We start from the raw sequence: 2806 nt of genomic DNA, 5'->3' as shown, positions 1-2806 counted from the left end.
TCCAGGCCCCGCTGGCCCACTGGGCGGCCACTCCCAGCAGTCCCCGGCCGACCCCGGCACCGGGGCCGGCGCGCTCATGCTGGCCGGCGGGCACGGCCGCCCGGCCGCCCGGCCGGCCGGCGGCTCCCGGGCATTGGTCGACGCGCTGGTCCGCTGCCTGGAGGCGGCCGGCGGGAGGGTGCGCTGCCGGATGCCGGTGACCAGGGTCGAGACCGCGGGGGAGCGGGCGGTGGCCGTCCACGCCGGCGGCGAGCGGGTCGGCGCCAGCAGGGCGGTCATCTCCTCCCTGGACGCCCGGCGGCTGCTGCTGGAGCTGGTCGACGCCGACGCCGTGCCTCCCTGGCTGGCCGCCGAGGCCGGGCGGATCCACGTGGGGCGGCGCAACGTCAGCGAACTGAAGGTCGACGCCGTGCTCGCCGGCATGCCGCCGGTGCCGGGGCCGCCCGGGTTCGACCGGGCCTTCATGCTCTCGGCCAACACCACCGCCGACCTGGAGCGGGCCTTTGCCGCCATCGCCCTCGGGGAGCTGCCCGAGCGGCCGCCGCTGATGCTCGCCTTCCCCTCCACCCTTGAGGAGGGCTGGGCGCCGCCGGGCCGGGCGGCGCTGTGGCTGTCGACCTTCGTGCCCTGGCGCCCGGCCGCCGGCCCCTGGGACGAGGCCGCCCTGGAGCGGGCCGCCGACCACGCCTGGCGGGCCGCGTCCAAGGCCCTCGGGACCGACCTGGAGCCGGTCGAACGCCACCTGACCGGCCCCCTGGAGTGGGTCGCGCGCCACGGCAACCCCAACGCCAACCCCAACCACGTGGAGATGAGCCTCGACCAGCTGCTGTCGTTCCGCCCCTCGCCCAGCCTCTCCGGCTACCGGGTCCCCCCGATCGGCGGGCTGTTCCTGACCGGGGCCGGCACCCATCCCGGGGGCGGCGTCACCGGCCTGCCCGGCCGCAACGCCGCCGCCGTCGTCCTCGACGCCCTCGGGGGGACGGGCGGCGCGGCCAGCCGGGCCCGCCGGCTCCGCCGCCGCCTGGCTCTGGTCCGCGACGCCGCCCGCGCCCTCCGCACCCTGCGCCGCGGCGGCCCCCGGTGAACCCGCTCGACCTGGTCACCGCCTACCAGCAGTCGGCGGTGGTGGCCGCCGCCTGCGCCACCGGGGTGGCCGACGCCATCGCGGCCGGGCCGCGCCAGGCGGCGGCGGTGGCCGCCGCCTGCGGGACCAGCCCGCGCGCGACCCGGGCGCTGCTCGGGTCCCTGGTCGCGCTCGGCCTGGCCGAGCACGGCCCCGACGGATACGCGCTGTCGGCCGACGGGGCCGTGCTGGCCGGCGGCCACCCCGAGTCGGTGACCCGGATCGTGGCCAAGGAGTGGTACTTCTACCAGGCCTGGGCCGGCCTGCCGGACAGCGTCCGCGACGGCCACGTCCGCATCCCCCCGTGGCGCGACCGCCTGGCCGTCGACCCGGCCCGCCCGCTCGACTTCCTGCGCGCCCTCGACGACCTGGCCGCCCGGTTCGGGGGCGAGCTGCCCGCCCTGGCCGGCCTGGACGGCCCGGGCCGGCTGCTGGACGTGGGCGGCGGGGCCGGCTCCCACGCCGCCGCCCTGGCCCGCGCCGTCCCCGGCCTGGAGGCGACCGTGCTCGACCTCCCCGCGGTCGAGCCGGTCCTGCGCGAACGCCACCCCGAGCTGGCCTTCGTCCCCGGCGACCTCGACGATCCCCGCTTCGGCCGCCCCCCCGGCGAGCGCTGGGACGCGGTCCTGCTGGCCAACGTCCTCCACGACCACCCGCCCGCCCGCTGCCAGGCGATCGTGGCCACCGCCGCCGGCCTCCTCGCCCCCGGCGGCACCCTGCTCGTCTACGAGTGGGTCCTGGACGAGACCGGCGACACCCCGCCCGCGGTCGCCCTGTTCGACCTCATGATGCTGGTCGAGAACGAGGGCGGCGCCGCCTGGACCGCGGCCCGGCTCAGCGCCTGGCTCGAGGCCGCCGGCCTGGCCGGGATCGAGCTCCGCCGCGGCGCCGGCCCCATCGCCGTCCTCCGGGCCAGCGCCCCTAGCGACGCTGGCGGCGGCTGAGGCCCTTGCCCTCCTGCCAGAGGTCGATCACCAGGTGGTCGGTGGGGTCGCCGACGCGGATGTGGACCAGCTCGGTGACGTCGACCCGGAACAGGTGGGCGGCCTCGGCCTCGTCGCCGGCGCCGAGCCGGCGCAGCAGCTCCGGGTCCTCGACCTCGACGGCCCGGCCGCTCAGCTTGGCGTCGCCGGCCCAGGCGGCCGGGTCGTCGGGCGGGTCGACCGAGGCGCTGTGGAGGGCCAGGCGGGAGTCACGGCGCAGGTCGAGGGCCTTGCGGGAGCCGGGCATCATGCCGAGCCACAGCTCGCCGTCGGTGAAGCTGGCCTCGATCCCGCTGATGCGCGGCGACCCGTCACGGCGCAGCGTGGCCAGCACCTTGTGCCTGTGGGCGTCGAAGGTCGCCCGTGCCCTGGCCGCCAGCTCGGGTGCGGCCGCCTCGATCTCGCTCCAGCTCGCCATGGGCAGAGTCTACGTGCGACCGGCGCGTTGGAGCCTGGACAACTCCGGCGTGGTGGGAGACTGTGTGGCAATTCCGTCGTGGGGGAAGCGCCATGACTGAGTCCAGGGCACAGGCGGGGGGGCCGACCGTCCAGCGGATGCTGGTGGGGGCGAGGCTGCGCCGGTTGCGGACCGAGCTGGGCCTGAGCCGGGACGAGGCCGCCGAGTCCATCCGGGCCTCGGAATGGAAGATCCACCGGCTCGAGAACGGCCAGGTCGGCTTCAAAGAACGCGACATCATCG

General features: G+C 77.6%; 4 protein-coding genes. 3 read left to right on the top strand and 1 reads right to left on the bottom strand.

Features of this window, described 5'->3' with window-relative positions; translation table 11 throughout:
* Both VF468_17785 and VF468_17780 read left to right on the top strand, forming a co-directional pair.
* Positions 1-1084 (top strand): FAD-dependent oxidoreductase (locus VF468_17785; GenBank protein ID HEX5880143.1); only part of this gene is annotated, 1084 nt, incomplete at its 5' end.
* Positions 1081-2067: a methyltransferase gene (locus VF468_17780; GenBank protein HEX5880142.1), complete on the top strand. Its 987-nt coding sequence runs from the start codon at positions 1081-1083 to the stop codon at positions 2065-2067. The genes VF468_17785 and VF468_17780, both read left to right, overlap by 4 nt.
* Here the strand turns inward: VF468_17780 and VF468_17775 are convergent.
* Entirely contained in the window at positions 2045-2524 is a 480-nt protein-coding gene (locus tag VF468_17775) for a pyridoxamine 5'-phosphate oxidase family protein (GenBank protein ID HEX5880141.1), read from the bottom strand. The genes VF468_17780 and VF468_17775 overlap by 23 nt on opposite strands.
* A 92-nt stretch (positions 2525-2616) precedes the next feature.
* Here VF468_17775 and VF468_17770 point away from each other — a divergent pair.
* On the top strand, positions 2617-2806 hold a 190-nt coding region (locus tag VF468_17770; protein HEX5880140.1), incomplete at its 3' end, for a helix-turn-helix transcriptional regulator.

The sequence above is a fragment of the Actinomycetota bacterium genome (genome assembly GCA_036280995.1).
In the GTDB taxonomy this organism is placed as follows: Bacteria; Actinomycetota; CALGFH01; order CALGFH01; family CALGFH01; genus CALGFH01.
This window is presented reverse-complemented; position numbering and strand designations above follow the sequence as displayed.